At 68.5% G+C, this 16,869-nt stretch carries 11 protein-coding genes; 3 read left to right on the forward strand and 8 right to left on the reverse strand.

Annotated elements, in window-relative coordinates; translation table 11 throughout:
• Positions 1 to 25 precede the first annotated feature (25 nt).
• The 3 genes from HUX88_RS32985 to HUX88_RS16055 form a co-directional block, all read right to left on the reverse strand.
• Positions 26 to 1,687 carry a methyl-accepting chemotaxis protein gene (locus tag HUX88_RS32985; protein WP_301549481.1) on the reverse strand — a complete coding sequence of 554 codons (1,662 nt, stop codon included), beginning with the start codon at positions 1,685 to 1,687 and terminating at the stop codon, positions 26 to 28.
• A 244-nt stretch (positions 1,688 to 1,931) separates the two neighbouring features.
• The gene (locus HUX88_RS16050) at positions 1,932 to 4,655 is read right to left on the reverse strand and encodes an MASE3 domain-containing protein (protein ID WP_176362412.1); all 2,724 of its coding nucleotides are present in this window, start codon (positions 4,653 to 4,655) and stop codon (positions 1,932 to 1,934) included.
• A gap of 76 nt (positions 4,656 to 4,731) precedes the next feature.
• Positions 4,732 to 5,298, reverse strand: a complete 567-nt coding sequence (locus HUX88_RS16055) for a response regulator (protein ID WP_176362413.1) — start codon at positions 5,296 to 5,298, stop codon at positions 4,732 to 4,734.
• A 200-nt stretch (positions 5,299 to 5,498) separates the two neighbouring features.
• Between HUX88_RS16055 and HUX88_RS16060 the strand changes: the two genes are divergently transcribed.
• Both HUX88_RS16060 and HUX88_RS16065 read left to right on the forward strand, forming a co-directional pair.
• On the forward strand, positions 5,499 to 6,284 hold the full coding sequence (locus HUX88_RS16060; RefSeq protein WP_176362414.1) for a spermidine synthase: 786 nt from the start codon (positions 5,499 to 5,501) through the stop codon (positions 6,282 to 6,284).
• 229 nt (positions 6,285 to 6,513) lie between these two features.
• Positions 6,514 to 8,946 (forward strand): TonB-dependent siderophore receptor, encoded by a 2,433-nt coding sequence (locus HUX88_RS16065; protein WP_176362415.1) that lies wholly within the window; start codon positions 6,514 to 6,516, stop codon positions 8,944 to 8,946.
• Here the strand turns inward: HUX88_RS16065 and HUX88_RS16070 are convergent.
• A complete protein-coding gene (locus HUX88_RS16070) occupies positions 8,943 to 10,430 on the reverse strand; it encodes a PLP-dependent aminotransferase family protein (RefSeq protein WP_176362416.1) in 1,488 nt (495 codons plus the stop codon). The two genes, HUX88_RS16065 and HUX88_RS16070, sit on opposite strands and share 4 nt — an antisense overlap.
• A gap of 81 nt (positions 10,431 to 10,511) precedes the next feature.
• Between HUX88_RS16070 and HUX88_RS16075 the strand changes: the two genes are divergently transcribed.
• Positions 10,512 to 11,177, forward strand: coding sequence for a pyridoxamine 5'-phosphate oxidase family protein (locus HUX88_RS16075; protein ID WP_373886803.1), 666 nt, complete (start codon positions 10,512 to 10,514; stop codon positions 11,175 to 11,177).
• 9 nt (positions 11,178 to 11,186) lie between these two features.
• Here the strand turns inward: HUX88_RS16075 and HUX88_RS16080 are convergent, their stop codons facing one another.
• Genes HUX88_RS16080 through HUX88_RS16095 form a run of 4 tightly spaced genes read right to left on the reverse strand, consistent with a single transcriptional unit; the run spans position 11,187 to position 16,864 of the window.
• Positions 11,187 to 12,836 carry a hypothetical protein gene (locus tag HUX88_RS16080; protein ID WP_176362418.1) on the reverse strand — a complete coding sequence of 550 codons (1,650 nt, stop codon included), beginning with the start codon at positions 12,834 to 12,836 and terminating at the stop codon, positions 11,187 to 11,189.
• Complete coding sequence (locus tag HUX88_RS16085; protein WP_176362419.1) at positions 12,833 to 14,869, reverse strand: DUF4175 family protein; 2,037 nt, start codon at positions 14,867 to 14,869, stop codon at positions 12,833 to 12,835. Before HUX88_RS16085 ends, HUX88_RS16080 begins: the two co-directional genes overlap by 4 nt.
• Positions 14,853 to 15,932, reverse strand: coding sequence for a BatA domain-containing protein (locus HUX88_RS16090; protein ID WP_229219377.1), 1,080 nt, complete (start codon positions 15,930 to 15,932; stop codon positions 14,853 to 14,855). Before HUX88_RS16090 ends, HUX88_RS16085 begins: the two co-directional genes overlap by 17 nt.
• Complete coding sequence (locus tag HUX88_RS16095; RefSeq protein WP_176362420.1) at positions 15,929 to 16,864, reverse strand: DUF58 domain-containing protein; 936 nt, start codon at positions 16,862 to 16,864, stop codon at positions 15,929 to 15,931. Before HUX88_RS16095 ends, HUX88_RS16090 begins: the two co-directional genes overlap by 4 nt.
• Positions 16,865 to 16,869: the final 5 nt, after the last annotated feature.

Consider the following 16,869-nt stretch of genomic DNA (forward strand, 5'->3'; position numbering starts at 1 on the left):
GGCGGGCGATCCGCTCAGAACGGACTCAGAATGCTTCCCACTCGTCGACGGCGGCGAGTTGGCGCGGCCGCGCCTTGGCGGCAGCCGGCGTGGTTACGGCGCCGCGCCGCCGTGGCGGGACCGGGGCCGCGGCCAGCGCGCCGGCGCGCAAATCGTCGATGCGGAACACGCCGACCGTCGCGGACAGGCCGCGCGCCTGCTGCTGCAGGCTGGCGGCCGCCGCCGCCGCCTCCTCCACCAGCGCGGCGTTCTGCTGGGTCACCGCGTCCATCTGGGCGATCGCTTCGTTGACCTGGGCGATGCCGGCGCTTTGTTCGACGCCGGCGGCGCTGATCTCGCCCATGATGTCGCTGACCCGGTGCACGCTGGCCACCACCTCGGCCATGGTGCGGCCGGCGTCGCTGACCAGTCGGTTGCCGCATTCGACCTGCTCGACCGAGTCGCGGATCAGCAACTCGATCTCCTTGGCCGCCGCCGTGCTGCGCTGGGCCAGGCCGCGCACCTCCGCCGCCACCACGGCGAAGCCACGGCCCTGTTCGCCGGCGCGCGCCGCCTCGACGGCGGCGTTCAGCGCCAGGATGTTGGTCTGGAAGGCGATGGCCTCGATGACGCTGATGATGTCGACGATCTTCTGCGACGAGGCGTTGATCGAGGCCATCGTGTCGACCACCCGGGCCACCTCGGCGCCGCCCTTGCTGGCCACCGCGCTGGCGCCGGCGGCCAGCGCGCTGGCCTGGCGCGCGCTGTCGGCGTTTTGCCGCACCGTGCTGGTCAGCTGCTCCATCGCGGCGGCCGTCTCCTCCAGCGAACTGGCCTGCTGCTCGGTGCGCGCCGACAGGTCCAGATTGCCGTCGGCGATCTCGCTGGCGGCGGCGTTGATGGTGTCGGTGCCGCTGCGCACCTGGCCGACGATGCGCTGCAGGCTGTCGTTCATTGCCTGCAGCGCCTTGAGCAGGCGCGCCGTCTCGTCGTCGCCGCTGACGCTGATGTGGCTGCGCAGGTCGCCGCCGGCGATGGCCTGGGCGACGGCCATGGCGCAGCGCAGCGGGCCGGTGATGCCGCGCGTGATCCAGATGCCCAAGCCGCAGGCCAGCAGCGTGGCCAGCGCCGCCAGGCCGAGCATCCAGTTGCGGCTGGCGTGGAAGGTCAGCGCCGAGTGCTCGCCGGCCTTCTCCATCAGCTGGCCGACCAGGTTGACCAGGCCGCGCACCTCGTCGAAATAGGCTTGCTGGTCGCGCATCACACTCGACAGCAGCAAGGCGCCGGCCTGCGCCTTGTCGCCCGCCGCCAGCAGCGCGAGGAAGCGCTGTTGCCCGGCGGCGTAGCGGACCCGCGCGTCGAGGATGCGCTTGAGGCTCTGGCGGCCCTGCTCGGTCGACAGTTCCCGTTCCAGCGTGGCCAGCTGGATCGTGACCTGCCCGCGCGCCAGCGCCATCCGTTCCAGCGCCTGGGCGGCCTGCGCCTTGTCCTCGAGGATCAGCAGGTTGCGCATCTCCACCGCCGTGCTGTTGATGCCGTCGAGGACGGCGTTGGCGATCGTCACCTTGCGGTACCGGTCGTTGACGATCAATTCGCTGCTGTCGTTGACGGAACTCATGCCGGCGATCCCCTGCAGGGTGATGCCCAGCAGCAGAACAATCATCAGCAAGAAGGCGGCGCTCAGCCGGGTACCCACATTCATGTTCATTCAAGCTCTCCGATTGCGGTGGATCCCGCCGGTTTGCCGGCGCGACGGGAGGGAAGGCGACGCCGGCGGCCTGGACTGGCGGCGCGGGCAAGACAGGTCGCGCCAGCATCGCGCAATGAGGCACGGAACAACCTGATTCCCGACGGAAATATATATCGGAGTTTCAAACAAGTCAATAATTTTGATCGTTTTAATCGGTTTGATCGAATATGTCTCGCCGGCGCGACAGCGCCGCCGGCACCGCTCAAACCAGCGCCAGCGCGACCGCCCGCAGCAGCGCGTCGCCGGAGACGGGCTTGTCGAAGCAGCGCTGGACGCCGCAGCGCACCAGCGCCGCCTCGTCCAGGCCGGCGCGCTGGCCGGTGCACAGGAAGATCGGCAGGCCGGGCCGCAGGCGGTGCAGCGCGGCGGCCAGCGCCAGGCCGCCGATGCCCGGCATGGTCTGGTCGGTCAGCACCAGGTCGACCGCCATCGGCGCGGCGCGGAAGGCGGCCAGCAACTGCAGCGGATCGTCGAAACGGCGCACCTGGTAGCCCCAGTCGCCCAGCAGTTCGGCGATGTAGCGGGCCACGGCCGGCGTGTCGTCGACCACCCAGATCTGCTGGCCGGCCCCGGCCACGCCGTCGAACACGGCGGCCGGGCCGGCCACGGCGGCCGCGCCGGCGGTGGCCGCCGCGACCGGGAACAGCAGCGGGAAGCAGCTGCCCAGGCCGGGCGCCGTCTCGACCAGCACGTGGCCGCCGGCGCGCCGCAGTATGCTTTGCAGCATGGCCAAGCCGAGGCCGGTGCCCTTGCCCACCTCCTTGGTGGTGAAGAAGGGGTCGAACAGGCGCCCGACATGCTCGGCGGCGATGCCGCAGCCGTCGTCGCGCACCTCGATGGCCAGGTAGTCGCCCGCCAGCCGGCGCCGGCTGACGGCGCACAACTGGCCGTCGAGCAGGCGGCGGCGCACCCGCACCTCGATGCTGCCGTGCTCGCCGATCGCGTCGCGCGCATTGATGATCAGGTTGACCAGCACCTGGTGCAGTTCGCCGGCCGCCATCAGCACGCAGGCCGGATCGTCGACGCGGCTGTGCAGGGCGATGCCGGACGGGATCGACGGGCGCAGCATGGCCAGCACCTCGGCGATCACCCCGGCCGGCGCCAGCGGTCCGGCCGGCGCGCCCGGCTGCATGCGCGCGAAGGTCAGCATCTTGGCCACCAGCTCGCTGGCCCGTTCGCTGGCGCCGACGATTTCGCGCAGGTAGGGGCCCAGCTTGCCGGGCTGGGCCGGCAAGCAGCGGCGCAGCGCCAGGTTGGCGTAGCCGAGGATGGCCGTCAGCGCGTTGTTGAAATCGTGCGCGATGCCGCCGGTCAGTTGCCCGAGCGACTGCATCTTCTGCGACTGCAGCAGCTGCCGCTCCAGGTCGTAGCGGGCGGCGGCGGCCGCCTCGTACTCGCTGCGGTCGTGCAGGAACACGAAGATATGGCCCGTCGCGGGGTCGTGGGTGGCCGACATCTCGACGACGAACTCGTGGCCGTCGGCGTGGCGGTGGCGGCTCTGCAGCCGCAACTGCCCCTGGCTGGCGAGATGCGCCATGCGCAGCGGGATGTCGCGGGTGAAGGCGGCCGCCTCCAGCTCGTCCACGTTCATCCGCAGCAACTGCGCCACCGTGTAGCCCGACATCTTGGCGTAGCCCTGGTTGACCTCCAGCAGCCGGCCGTCGGCGCCGACGATCCAGAAGCCGTCCAGGGCGGTGTCGAGCACGCGCTTGTAGCGTTGCCGCGCCGCGATGCGCTCGGTGACGTCCTCGGCGGTGATGACCGAGCCGTCCACCGCACCGTCATCGTTGCGCAGCGGCGTCGCCGTGCAGTCCAGGCTCAGGCGCGGCCCGCCGTCCCGGCCCAGGCGCACCTGGCCGCGCCAGAGCTGGCCGTTGGCGAGCGCGGCGCGCATGCCGGCCAGCGCGGCCGGATCGCTGTGCAACAGGGCCGACATGAACTGCTGGCGCGCGGCGCGCCCGGGCAGGGCCTGGCGCAGCAGCGCGTAGGCGGCGCGGTTGCGCCATTGCACCCGGCCGGCCAGGTCGGTCACGAAGACCGGCATCGCCGTCGAGGACAGCGCCAGCGAGCGCGTGCGCAATTGGGCGTTGGTCTCGGCCAGGGCATGGGCCTGCAGCGACAACTGGTGGTAGGGCTTGCGCACGCTGGCGACGAACATGGCCTGGAACAGCAAGCCGTAGCTGAGCAGCTTGTACAGGTGGCCGAACAGATTGCGCAGGTCGGCCATGATTTCATGATTGATCAGCAGCAGGCCGCTGAGCGCCCCGGCCAACGCGGCGAGGAACAGCGGCCGCAGGCTGTCGGCGCCGGCGCCGGCGCCGCGCGCCAGCCGCCGGTAGCGCCAGGCACTGGGCAGCAGCAGCGCCGCCGCCAAGCCTTCGAGGATGTTTTTCAAGCTGAAATAGTCCATCGCGCCGCCGCCGCCGGGCAGCTCGGCCTCGTGCCAGAACACGCCCCACAGCAACAGCAGGTTGAGCGCGGCGGCGCCGGCCAGCAAGCCGTAGCGGCCAAGCCGGCTGGGACGCCGCAGATGCGGATAAAAGCTCACGCCCAGCAGCGTCAGCGCCACGATGAGGCGGGCCGCCAGCCAGAACGCCGTGGATTTTTTCGCCGTCGACGGCGTGATCAGGTCCGGCATGCCGCGGAACGACAGCGCATGGGCCAAGTCCAGCCAGCCGGCCGAAAACAGCGCGACGGCGATCAACAGCCAGGAAGCGGAGACGGCGTTGGACGGGGTGTACCAGAGCGTGGCGAAGACCAGGAAGGCGACGACGATGGAGGTGAACTCAAGCAGCGTATGCAAGGGCAGGTAGTGACGGAAGGGAATGTCAACCTGGCCCCAGGGCAGCAGCACCAGCAGCGCCACCAGCAGCGCCAGCGCCACGGCGAGGCCATCGTGCCGCGCCGGCCTGATGTGCTTAACCATATTTTCCTATCGCGCCATTCATCGTTGCGTCTGGCCTCTGGCCTGCCGACAGCACGGCGGGCGCCGTGCCGGGCGGTCAGACCTCCAGGCCCATCGCCTTGAGCAAGGCCATGCCGTCTATGGGTTTGGCGATGCAGCGCTCGGCCCCGGCCGCCAACAGCTCACTTTCGTTCTCGGCCGTCAAGTAACCGCTCATTGCGATCACGCGCACACTGTCCAGCCCCGCGCTTTGCTTGATCTGGCGGCACACCTCGGTGCCGCTCAGGCCCGGCATCATCAGGTCCAGCAACATCACGTCGGGGACGAAACTCTGCGCCAGGCAGCCGGCGTCGAAACCGTTGTGCGCCGTCTCGACCACGACGTCGTAGTCGCCGCCGTCGATCAATTCGCGCAGGAAACCCACCACGCCCATGTCGTCGTCGACGATCAGCACGCGCAGCGGCCCCTTGTTGCCAGCCGGATTCCACTGGCGCGCGAAGCGCTCAACTTCTTCGCGGCGGAACCGGCGGTGGCCGCCCGGCGTCACCTCGGCCTGCAACAGATTGCGTTGCGCCCAGCCGCGCACGGTGACGGGCGACACCATCATCCAGTTGGCCACTTCGGTGGGGGTCAGGTAGGGCCGGTCTTTGGGATCTTTGGACATAATCACGTTACACAATTGAGTCCTCATTTTAAGCGATTTCGCCTGGAGCCCGGCGATTGATTCCGGCGCGGCCAGACCGCCCGCGCCGGCGCCGGCTTTGGCCGGGATCTATCGAACCCCGTTGAAATCGGAAAAGGCCCGACCGGCTTTCCACCCTTATGCGATGTGAACTTCTATTCAGCCTGCTAAACTACCGGGCTATGTCCAAGTCCTCCAATTTCTATAATACCGCCAACATCCGGTTCGATCAGCCCGGTTATCCTCCCGCCACCATCACCGAATACCAGGGCGTGCGCAGCCTGCACCTGGGCACCTCCTGGGTGCAGGGCGCCATGCGCCTGGCCAAGCCGGACAACATCGAGCTCGAATACGTGCAGATGATGATGATGTGGCTGCTCTTCAACGACCAGCCGCGCCACATCGTCCAGCTCGGCCTGGGCAGCGCCGCGCTCACCAAGTTCTGCTACCGCCGCCTGCCCGGCGCGCGCGTGACGGCGGTCGAGCTCAATCCCAACGTGATCGCCATCTGCCACGCGCAGTTCGCCCTGCCGCCCAACGACGAGCGCCTGAACGTGCTGGAAATGAACGCCATGGATTTCGTGCTCGACCCGGCCAACCACGGCGGCGTCGACATCCTGCAGGTGGACCTGTACGACGAGGAGGCGCGCGGCCCGGTGCTGGACTCGCCCGAGTTCTACCAGGCCTGCTTCGACACCCTGCGCGACGGCGGCATGATGACCACCAATGTGTTCGGCGACTTCGCCAACTACGACAAGAACCTGCAGGCGATGGAGCAGGTGTTCGACGCCGTGGTCTGGCTGCCCGAGGTGCACGACGCCAACATCGTGGTGATCGCCTTCAAGCAGTCGCCGGTGCTGGATTTCAGCGTGCTGTACGAGCGCGCCGGCGCCATCAAGAAGAGCCTGAACCTGCCGGCCAAGTCCTGGGTCAACGGTCTGAAGGGCTGGATGCTGGACCAGCAGTAACGCACCAGGCAAAGCACCGTACTGATGCGCCCGCACCACAGTTTTGCACCGTTTTGCGGCGGCCCGTCGGCCAGATTACGACAAGTCGTCCCATAACGCACGCAATATTGTCGAATGTGCAGAATATGCAACATGATGGTGCATGCCGCGTTGCCGCTCAGTTCGCGGAAACGATAGTATTTTTCTCGCCCGTGCTATCCGCGCGCGTCCACAACAACGAGAGAGATACATGACAAGAGCACCGCACTTCAAACGCACGCTGGTCGCCAGCGCGATCCTGCTGCTGGCAGCAGGCCAGGGCAGCGCCCAAACCGCCTCCGCCGACACCACGGCGGCCCCCGAACAAACCGTGGTCGTGCTCGGTTCGCGCTCGGTGGCCAAGACCGCGCTGGACACCTCGGCCCCGGTCGGCCTGATCAGCCTGAAGGACATGCAGACCGCCGGCCCGCTGGAGCTGGGCAAGCTGCTGCAGACGCTGGACCCGTCGTTCAACTTCTCCAGCACCTTCATCAGCGACGGCACCGACTCGATCCGCCCCGCCACGCTGCGCTCGCTCGGCCCCGACCAGGTCCTGGTGCTGGTCAACGGCAAGCGCCGCCACCAGCAGGCGCTGGTGAACGTGCAGCAGACCATCGGCCGCGGCTCGGCCGGCACCGACATCAACGCCATCCCGCTGGGCGCCATCCACCACATCGAGGTGCTGCGCGACGGCGCCGCCGCCCAGTACGGCTCGGACGCGATCGCCGGCGTGATCAACATCGTGCTCAAGTCGCAGGTCAACGAGACCCAGTTGAGCGGCAGCTACGGCACCACCTCCGAAGGCGACGGCGACCTGTACTCGGGCACCGCCAACACCGGCTTCGCGCTGGGCCAGGACGGCGGCTTCATCAATCTGACCGCCGAGGCGCGCAAGCGCGGCGAGACCAACCGCGCCGGCCCCGACTCGCTGCGCGTCAATCCGCCGCGCGTGACCCAGCACATCGGCGACAGCAACACCAAGGACGGCTACCTGTGGTGGAACGCCGGCCTGCCGATCGACAAGGCCAGCGAGTTCTACGCCTTCGGCGGCGTCTCCAAGCGCAAGAGCGATTCGTACGGCTTCTTCCGCTCGGCCGGCGACGACCGCACCATCCCGTCGATCGCGCCGAACGGCTACCTGCCGGCCATCCACACCGACATCAAGGACGCCTCGTTCGCCTTCGGCTACCGCCGCGACCTGGCCAACGACTGGAAGGCCGACGTCAGCATCAACTACGGCGCCAGCGAGCTCGGTTTCCACGAGTCGGACAGCGTCAACGTCAGCTACTGGTGGGAGAAGAAGGCCGACGGCAGCATCTACGGCGAATCGCCGCGCGACGCCAACACCGGCACGCTGAAGTTCAACCAGCTGACCTTCAACGCCGACGTCAAGGGCCCGGTCAAGGTCGGCGACGGCAGCATCTTCCTGGCCACCGGCTTCGAATACCGCGCCGACAACTACCAGATCGTCGCCGGCGACCCGGTCTCGTACCAGTACGGCCGCACCAACAACCCGGCCATCATCATCAAGACCCCGAGCGGCGCCACGGCGGCCTCCGGCATCCAGGGCTTCCCCGGCTACACGCCGGCCACCGCGGTCGACTCGGGCCGCCACAACATCGCCCTGTTCCTGGACGCCGAGCACAAGCCGGTCGACAACCTGACGCTGGCCGGCGCCGTGCGCTATGAAAAATACTCGGACTTCGGCAGCACCGTCACCGGCAAGCTGAGCGCCCGTTTCGACCCGACCAAGGAAATCGGCTTCCGCGGCAGCCTGTCCACCGGCTTCCGCGCGCCGAGCGTGCAGCAGGAGTTCTACAGCTCCGTGTCGACCAACCTGAACAACGGCGTGCTGACCGAAACCCTGACCGCGCGCCAGGGTAGCGCCGTCACCCAGGCCTTCGGCATCGCGCCGCTGAAAGAGGAAACCTCGACCAGCGGCAGCGTCGGCATGGTGCTGCGTCCGGCGAAGAACATGTCGCTGACCGCCGACCTGTACGAGATCAAGATCAAGGACCGCATCGTGTTCTCGAGCGAGATCGCACCGGAGGCCAACGGCGGCCCGATCGCCAACATCCTCAAACCGCTGGGCGTGGGCCAGGCGCAGTTCTTCACCAACGCGGTCGACACCCGCACGCGCGGCCTGGACATCGTGGCCGAGCACACCTCGAAGTTCGCGGCGTCGACGCTGGTGCTGTCCGGCCAGCTGGGCTTCAACAAGACCGAAGTCACCAAGCGTCATTCGACGTCGTCGGTGCTGACCGGCGAGCAGCTGTTCGACAAGTCGCAGGTGACCCTGATCGAACACGGCCAGCCACGCAAGCACCACGTGGTGGCGGCCGACTACACCGCCGGCCAGTGGAACGTGAACACCCGCGCCAATTACTACGGTGAAGTGGAAGCGGAAAACTTCAGCCCCCTGCAGAAGTGGGACGCCAAGTGGCTGGTGGACGCCTCGGTGCGCTACGCCTACACCAAGCGCACCTTCTTCAGCATCGGCGTGAACAATATGTTCAACCAGCTGCCGTCGGAGTGGACCAACGGCGGATCGTTCCCGAAACTGGGCTTCACCCGCTGCTGGGAAACCTGCCCGATCGGCGTGAACGGCCGCTCGATGTACATCCGCGCCGACACCGCGTTCTAATGTCGTCCTGAACGGTTGGCGGCGAAGGCCGCCAGGTGCAGTATCGCCGCCAACTGTTTGACCAGTCCCTCCATTTGCTCGGCCGGCACTTGTGCGTAGCCGAGCATCAGCCCCTTCCAGCCCGACGTACCCTGCGTGTCCTTGCCGCTCAGCGCCTCGGCCACGATGCCATGCTCCAGCGCCTGCGCGCTGATCGCGTGGTCGTCCAGGTCCGCCCGCGCGAAGCGCAGCGCTAGGTGCATGCCGGCCGAGCCGCCGTGCACCGTCGCCACCGATCCCAGATGCTGTTCCAGCGCCGCCACCAGCGCGTCGCGCCGCTGCCGGTACAGCCGCCGCATGCGGCGCAAGTGCAGCGCGAACTGGCCGCTGCGCAGGAACTCCGCCAGCGCCAGCTGCTCGGCCACGCGCCCCCGCGCGGACGACTGCGCGCGCATGCGCGCGAAATCGTCGGCCAGCCAGGGCGGCACCACCACGAAGCCGATCCGCAGCGACGGGAACATGGTCTTGCTGAAGGTGCCCAGGTAGACCACTGGCGCGTCCGGCGCCAGGCCCTGCATGGCCGACAGCGGCGCGCCGTCGTGGCGGAATTCGCTGTCGTAGTCGTCCTCGATGATCAGCGCGCCGGCGTCGCGCGCGGCGGCGATCAGCGCCATGCGGCGGCGCAGACTGAGCACGCTGCCCACCGGGTATTGGTGCGACGGCGTGGTGTAGACCAGGCGCGGTGGCCGCAGCAGCCAGTCGGCGGCGGCGGGCGCGATGCCGTCGTCGTCGACCTCGATGCCGGCCACGTTCAGGCTGGCCGCGCGCGCCGCCGCCAGCGCGCCGCCGTAGCCGGGGTTCTCGATCCAGATGGTGTCGCCGACATCGGCCAGCGCGCGCACGCACAGATCCAGGCTGCTCTGGGTGCCGTCGGTGATGAACACCTGCGCCGCCTCGCACACCACGCCGCGCGCCGCGCGCAGATGGTCGGCGATGGCCTCGCGCAGCTGCGGCTCGCCGGCCGGGTCGCCGTAGTTGAGCTGCTCCACCGTCAGCGTGCGCCAGGCGCGTTCCAGCATGCGGCGCCACAACGTCAGCGGAAAATGGTCGAGCGCCGGCACGCCGGGCACGAAGGCGCCCATCATCTCGGCCGGTCCCTGCGGGGGGCGCAAGGCGCGTGCCCGCTGCGACAGGCCGGCCTGCGGCGCGGCCGCCTGGCGCTGCGCGGCGGGCTTGCGGTCCGGCGCCACGGCGGCCACCACGGTGCCGCGCCGGTCGGTGGTGACGAAGCCCTCGCTGGCCAGCTGCTCGTAGGCGTACAGCACGGTGTTGCGGGCCAGGCCCAGCTCCTCGGCCAGCGCGCGCGACGCGGCCAGCCGCGTGCCCGCAGCCAGCGTGCCGTTGCGAATCGCCGCGCGCAGGCATTCGTGCAGCATGCGCTGGCGCGGCCAGCCGCGATGGCGGTTCTGCGCGGCGTAGCCGTCGATCAGCAAGGCAAAGTCCATTCGTGGCTCCATTAAAACAATGATTACTGGACCTGTTTAAGGGGCCAGCCAGCCATTATATTGCGGCTTCAACCTTTTTGGATGGAGATCATGACCGAACCAGCAAGCCACGCCGCACCGAGCGAACGCACCCGCGTCCGCCGCATTCCGACCAACGCGCATTACGACACCGCCACGCTGCACGCGATTATCGACGACGCCTACCTGTGCCACATCGCCTTCGCCGACGACAAGGGGTCGCACTGCATCCCGACCGCCTGCTGGCGCGAAGGGAACCACCTGTACATCCACGGTTCCAACGGCAGCCGCATGCTCAAGCGTTTGACGGAGAGCGAGACCTGCGTGACCATCACGCACCTCGACGGCCTGGTGATGGCGCGTTCGGCGTTCAACCATTCGATGAACTACCGCTCGGCGATGGTCTACGGCCGCTTCGAGGTGGTGGCGGACGAGGGCGAGCGGCGCCGCACGATGGAGGCGTTCATGGAGAAGCTGGCGCCGGGCCGCCAGGCCGACATCCGGCCGGGATCGGACAAGGAATACGCGGCCACCACCATCATGCGCGTCGCGCTCGACGAAGCGGCCTGCAAGGTGCGCGCCGGCGGCCCGGAGGACGACGAGGAGGACATGAGCTGGCCGGTGTGGGCGGGCGTGCTGCCGTTCGAGCGCGTGCAGATGAAGCCCATCACCGATCCGGCCTGCACCCACGCCGCGCCGGCGTACGTGGTCGGCTGGCAGAAGTGGTAGCGCACTTTTTTACTGGCGCTGCCGGGACTCGCGATACCACAAGCCCAACATGCACAGGGTAAACGCCAGTGCGAAGGGCGCAATCGGCAAGAGAAGCCCGGCGGAGGCCACGTCACCGGCGCGGGCGGCACGCGCCGCATAGGTCGTGGTGGCGTCGCGCCGCAAGGCCCGCTGCCACGCCGGCCAGTCCTTGACGTCGTAGACATATTCCAGCGCCGGCGCCTCCATGCCGGCCGCATCGAACCTCATCCACCCAGCGCGGCGCGGCCACCATGCGCCGCATCGGGAATCGGCCTTGTCGGCGCGTGCCAGCAGCGGCAGCGCGGGGCCGCCGTCGGCCGGCTGCGCGCTTGCCGCCGCGCCTCCCTCGACGCAGACTTCGCTGCGCAAGCCTTGCAGCGGCATAGGGTCCGGCATCCGCCAGATGGTTTTTTGAACGCCCGCCAGCGCGATCTTGTCCATCGCACCCTGCCACCATAAGGCCAGTGCTTGCGGCGAGTTGATGGCGTAGCGGTGCCAGTCCGATACGCCTATCCACACCACTCGGCCCTGCTGAAAATCGCGCTGCCAGAGCCAGGGCTGCTTCCTGCTGTCGCGCGCCGCCACGGACCACGGCGCAACGGCGTTATCGTCGGGATTCAAGGCGGCGGGCGGCATCGCCAGCACGGCGCCGGCGACGGCGAACTGGCGCGTGTCCTCCTTCTCCGTGGTGGGCGATTGCGGATGCAGGCGCAGGCCGAACTCGCGCTGCCACATCGCCGCATCGGCGGCGTTCGCGCCCAGCACAACCAGCGGCGTGCCTTGCCGTGTCTGCGCCAACAGTGCGCCGCGCGCGGAAGGATTCATGTGTTCCACGTAGGCGGCATCGACAAACATCGCGTTCGGCGCCGTCAATGGAGCGCGCGCGGTTTCGCTGCGTGCAACGGCCTTGCCCAGGGTGACACTCCAGTCCAGCACCGCGTTGCCGTCGGCCAGCAGCTGGTTCAATGCGCGCGCGTCGAACGATGGCGCATCGAAGCGGCCCTGTATCTGCAAGGGCATCGGCTCCTTTACCTGCAATGGTATCGGGCCTTGGGCGATCGCCTTGCCGGCGGCGTCCAGCAGGCGCGCCTGCAATACCATGGCCTCCGCCACCGGCGGCAGCCACTGAACGCTCAGCGACGACGTTCCGGCGCCGGACAGATTGGAGTCCGCCAAAACCTGCTTGTTCTCGGCCAGCAGCTGCAAGCGCCATCCCGCCTGCGCCGGCGCGCGGCGCACCGTCAGCGTGAAGATACGGCCCAGCGATATCGAGCGCGGGAAGTCCAGCCAGAGCTGGTCGGCCGCGCCTGGCGTCCATTGCACGGGGCGCGCTGGCAGGTCGCGCCACTCCGCCTCTCGCAGGCCATCGCCGCTCAGGGCGACGGTTTGGGCGCGCGTTATCGCTTGCAGGGATGCTTCGCCGATGCCGCCGGATGCGTCGGTCGTCACCTTCGCGATGTTCTCGCCGGCCTGCGGCAAGCGTATATCGGCCAGTGCGATGGCCAACGACGACGAGGCCACCAAGACCAGCGCGGCATCGATCCATTTGCGCTTGCGGCCATACAGCATGCCGCTGACTGCGCCGGCGGCCAAAACTGCCACGGGAACGGCGACGGACGTCAATTCCATGTTCATCATTTCGACGGCTCCTTGCCGCTCCAGGCCTGACGGAATGGTGTATCCGTCGATGTCCGTGCTTGCAGCAGCACCGGGGCGTCCGTCAGCGTGCCGCGCAACCATGCACGCAATTCGCCGCGACAGGCGGCACAGCCGTCCTGCACATCCTGCACCGCGCGTTGCGCGCTCAGTTTCTGTTCCGGATCGGCGATGCGGGCGGCGATGGTGTCGCGGGCGGCCTTGCTCCACAGGGCCGGCAGCGCGCCGTCCTGCGACAAGGCCTGAACCAGTTCGCGCACTTCGGTAGGCACCGTGTCGCCGGCGGTGCCTTGTGCGCGCTTGTAGCTTAATACGCCGACGATGTCGCCGCTCATGCGCTTCTCTTCCTTCAGCGCGGGCGGCACGAAGGCGGTGCGGTGCAGGTAGATCCGCTCCGCAGCCTGCAGCTCCTTGATCGCGTCCAGCGCTTTATATTCTGGCGGCAGTGCGGGCTTGGGCGAGATCGCGCGCAGTGACTTTTCCGCGTCCCACATGGCGGACAGTGCGCGCTTCAGTATCGCCTTGGTCTTGGGGTCGAAGATGGTGGCGTTGTCTTCCTGGTCGTGCGCGTGGCCGAACTCCTTCACCACCGACATCTCGCTGCCGAAGGCCGCCTTGCCGCCGTGGTGTTCTTCGCCTTCGTGGTCGTGCTCATCGCCGAACAGGCTGGATTCTTCGCCGAGGAATTGGCCGTAGCGCAGGCGCAGGCTGGCCTGGTCCGATGCGATGGCTTCGCTGCGCGCGCGCACCGTGGCCGCCGGCATGCCGGGGTGGGCTTGCATGTCGGCCACCAGCTGTTCGGTGTCGATGATGATCTGGCGCTGGCTGCGCAGGTTTTCGGGCTTGGACAGCGATGGCAGCGCGCTGGCGTCCAGGCTTTCCGCTTCCGGTGCGGGCAGGCGCAGAGTGTAGGTGGGCGATTGGGTGGTGTGCGGATTGTCCGGCGAGTTGTCGGTTGCGCGCACGAAGAAATACAGTTCATCGCCCGGTTCCATGCCGAGTTCCGCCAGCGTCCATTGTTTTTTCCAGTTGCGGGTTTTCGGATCGGACGATTGGGGCAGCGGCACTTCACGGTCAGTGAAGCGGATATTCTCGCCGCTGCCACGCGCCAGCGTCATGTGCAGACTGGCGCGGACGATGGCGTAGTCGTCGCGGGCGCTGACGGCGATCTGCGCGGTCTTCGCGTCCTTGGAGAGGATGTGTATCAATTCGTTCGGCTCGATGATGGTCACTTGCGGCGCCTGGTCGGGCGTGACGCGGATGTTGTAGCGGGTGCTGTTCTTGCCGCGCGCGCGCCAGAACGTGGATTCTTCGACGCGCTTCATCGCGCAGGCTTCGGTGACGGGCAGGATGACGCCGTCGCCCAGCTCCACCGCCGGCTGCGCGCCGCTGGGGTTGCGCACGCACCAGCGCACTTCGGAGAATTGCGGTGCCTGGATGTCGCGGGCTGCGGTTTCAAACTGCTTGGCGCCGGTGTAGACCGGCGGCGTTACGCGCAGGTAGATTTCGCCGTCGACAATCGGCCTTGGCGCCTGGCTGGCTGCGGCTGGCGCGCTGGCGGCGGTTTGCTTGCCGTGGTAGCCCCATGCGGCGCCTGCAGCGGCAAGGCTTAGCAGGATGGGCAGGATGCTCATTCGCACACGGTTGCGGGCGATGCGGCGGTAGTCGTCGTCACCCAGCACGGCGGCCAGGCGGGCTTGCAGGCGTTGTTGCTGTAGCCTGGCGATCGGCGTGGTGGCGTCGGCCGCCAGCAGCGTGCTGCTGTCTTCCAGCGCGGGGATGGCGGCGTTCAGCCAAGAGGTCCATTCGCGTTTGATGCGCTGGCGCCAGCGGTAGATGTCGACGGCCAGCCAGGCGCCCCATGGCAGCATGGCCGCGATCACCAGCGGGCGAGCCGCGTGCAGCAGGACCAGGGCTGCGGCAAGCGGCGCCAATGCGGCCAGCCATTGGGGGACGCGGCGGCGCAGGACGGCGGCCCACAGGTGGCGGCGCAGGGTGTCAGCTTCGCCGTGCATGGCTCAGTATCCGTTCGAGTAAAAACAGCGCAAGCAGGACAAGGGCGAGCCAGGCGGCGGGCTTGGCATCGGTGATGGCGGGCAGCGCGCTGCGGGTACCGCCCAGGGTTTGCGATGGCATCGGGTAGGCCGGTGCGGGGGCGGGGCTTAGCTGTTGCCACGCTTCGTAGAGGGCGCGGGCGGTGTCGGCGTCGCGCGGGGGGAGGGCGTCCGAAGTCCACAGGCGGCCGCGCGGGGAGTCGGCGTATTTCAGGGTGAGGCCGTTGATGTTCAGCGTGGAGGCGTTTGCCAGTTCGGGAAACGCGGGGCTTGGCGCGGCCAGCCACCAGTGCGGGGCGCGCCAGTTGGCGGGCGGCGCGGATGGGGATTCCCAGATGATCAGCTCCGTCGCAGTGGCCGGTTCGGCGGCGAGCGTGTAGCGTTCAGCGCCATCGCCGGCGCGGGCAAAGGCGGCGAGCAACGAACGCCAGGCGGCGCCCTGCTCCTGCGCGCCGGCCAGCACGATGTGATGTCCGCCCCGCAGCGGTCCGGCAGGCGCGGCCGACGCGGCGGCGGTGGGGGCGGCGGCGGGCGGCAGCTTGGTGCGCAGTTCGACCTGGTGGCTGAACGGCGGCACGCGGGCCGGCATCGCTATCTGTTCGCCACGTGCGACGATCAGAAGGCGCGCGCTGGGGCGCCAATCGCGCTCGTGCTGGCGCAGCCATTGCAGGCCGTTCGGCGGCAGTTCGATGCGCTGGGCGGCGCTCATGCCGGCGGCGGTGATCTGCTGCTCGGCCCAGGCCTTGTCCACGCCGGCGTCCAGCAGCACGGTGTCGCCGCGCCATGGGAAGATGGTCGCGGCCAGCCAGGCGATCAGCGTCACCAGCATCAGGCAGCGCACCAGCAGCAGCAAGCGGTCGCGCCATCGCCATACGCGCAACTGCTCCGGCGCGGCCGATGGCAGGAAGCGCGCGGTCGCCAACGGCTCGGCCTTCAGGCGCTGGCGTTTTTGGCGATGCCACCACACCGGCAGCAGCAGCACCGGCAGCGCAAGCCACCACAATGGATAAGAACTCAACATCATTTTGCGCGCGCTCCCGCCAGCTGCAACCAGCTGCGCAGCACTGCGCCCAATGGCTGCTCGATGCGCGCCTCGTAGTGGACGATATTGTTTTGACGGCAGCTGGTCGCCACCGCGTCGAAATGCGCGCGGCTCTGCTGCCTGTAGCTTTCGCGGTCCGCGTTGCTCATGCGGTGCAAGCCGTCGCTCCGTTCCGGGTCGCGGTAGGCCGCGCCGGCCTTGAAGCTGGCATCGACTTCCGCTTGCGTGCGCAAGGTCAGCAGCCGCACGTCATGCCGCAGGCGGCGCAGGCGCAGCAGCGCTTCGCTCAGCGGCGATGGCCAGTCGAGGAAATCGCTGGCGGCGAATATCAAACTCGGTGAGCGGGCGAAGTGCAAATTCGCTTTCAGCACCTCGGCGCCGGGCAGGCCGCCTTCCGGCTTGGCCTTGGCCAGTTGCGCCAGCACGCGCTGCAACTGGCGCGGCCCGCGCGAGGCTTGCGTGAATTCAACCTTGCCGCCGCTGCACACCACCAATCCGAACGCGTCGCCCTGCCGCTGCGCGATGGCCGCCACGCAGGCCAGCACGGTGCGCGCGAACCACAGCTTGTCGACACCGTTGATCTCGCGGCTGGGCTCCGCCATCGACGCGCTGGCGTCCAGCCACAGCCAGGTGGCGACGTGGCTGTCGCGCTCCGCCTCGCGAACGAAGTAGCGGTCGGCCCGCGCCAGCAGCTTCCAGTCGACGCGGCGCCACTCGTCGCCCGGCGCATAGGCGCGGTACTCGGAGAACTCGACGCCGGCACCGCGCTCGCGGCCCGCGTGCAGGCCGTGGCCCAGCCCCGCCAGCACGTGGCGGATCACCAGGTCCAAGTCCTTGGTCTGCGCCATCATCGCCGTCATGGCGGCGGCAGGTGAGGACGTCCCCGGCGCGGACGGTTTGAAAGTCGATTGCATCGCGG

The sequence above is a fragment of the Duganella sp. BJB1802 genome (genome assembly GCF_013369445.1).
GTDB lineage: Bacteria > Pseudomonadota > Gammaproteobacteria > Burkholderiales > Burkholderiaceae_D > Rugamonas > Rugamonas vulcania_A.